Consider the following 1,045-nt stretch of genomic DNA (forward strand, 5'->3'; position numbering starts at 1 on the left):
CAGGTGTATGCCTACATCGCCCTGCGATGTTGAAGGCGCCCATCATCAGCCTGGTCTTCATCAAGATGGTGGAGTCGCTGCGCTCCTTCGACCTGATCTATGTGATGACCAAGGGCGGGCCCGGCGTCGCCACCGAGACGCTGGACATGTATGCCTATGCGCAAGGCATCGGGCTGTCGGGCAAGGTCTCGTATGCCTCCACCATGGCGGTGCTGATGATGGCGGCCACCACGCTGATCTTTACCCTGATCTGGAAACGGGTGAGCCAATGGGAAGACTGATCGCACGCGGCGCCGTCTGGGGCGTGGGCCTGTTGCTGGTGCTGGTGGCTGTGTTCCCGCTGCTGTGGGCACTGCTCAATTCGCTCAAGACGCTGCTCGATATCGTCACGCCGACCCCGCGTTTTATCTTCACGCCGACACTGGAAAACTATCGCCAGGTCATCGGCAGCCCGGAAGTCCTGGTGGGGCTGACCAACAGCGCCGTCATCGTCGGCAGTGCCGTGCTGCTGGGCACGCTCATGGGCGTGCCGGCGGCCTACGTGATTGCCCGCTATCACGTGCCGGGCAAGCGCGACATCCAGTTCTTCCTGCTCTCGCTGCGCTTCTTGCCACCGGTGGCAGTAGCCATTCCCTTGATTGCGATCTGGGTCGACCTGGGGCTGTATGACACCCGTTTCTCGATGATCGTGACCTACCTGCTGACCACGCTATCCACCATCACCTGGCTCTCGATCCCGGTATTCCAGCGGATGCCGCGCGAGATCGAGGAAGCGGCCACGCTGGATGGTTACGGCCCTTACGCGGTGTTCTGCAAGATCGCCCTGCCCAACTGCGCCGGCACCCTGCTGGGCGGGATCATCTTCAGCTTCGTGCTGGTGTGGAATGAACTGATGATCGCACTGGCCCTGACCTCCTCCAACAGCGCCACCCTGCCGGTGGTGGCCTCGGCCTTTACCTCGCTGGGGCAGGAAGTGCCGTGGGGCGTCATCAATGCCTCGACCGTGCTGCTGGCCTTGCCGCCCCTATCTTCGTGGCGGTAGCCG

At 62.7% G+C, this 1,045-nt stretch carries 1 protein-coding gene and 1 pseudogene; both read left to right on the top strand.

What is annotated here, in order from left to right; all coding sequences use genetic code 11:
- A pseudogene (locus I5W_RS21340) lies at positions 1–281 on the top strand (carbohydrate ABC transporter permease); the annotation flags it as partial.
- Positions 269–1,042 (top strand): carbohydrate ABC transporter permease, encoded by a 774-nt coding sequence (locus tag I5W_RS21345; protein ID WP_044530739.1) that lies wholly within the window; start codon positions 269–271, stop codon positions 1,040–1,042. The pseudogene I5W_RS21340 and the gene I5W_RS21345, both read left to right, overlap by 13 nt.
- Positions 1,043–1,045: the final 3 nt, after the last annotated feature.

It is taken from the genome of Herbaspirillum sp. B65, assembly GCF_000333555.1.
GTDB lineage: Bacteria > Pseudomonadota > Gammaproteobacteria > Burkholderiales > Burkholderiaceae_D > Herbaspirillum > Herbaspirillum rubrisubalbicans.

Bases quoted from the DNA above. Each gene is read 5' to 3' on its own strand.
- I5W_RS21345 (WP_044530739.1), top strand. From the start codon at position 269: ATGGGAAGACTGATCGCACGCGGCGCCGTCTGGGGCGTGGGCCTGTTG.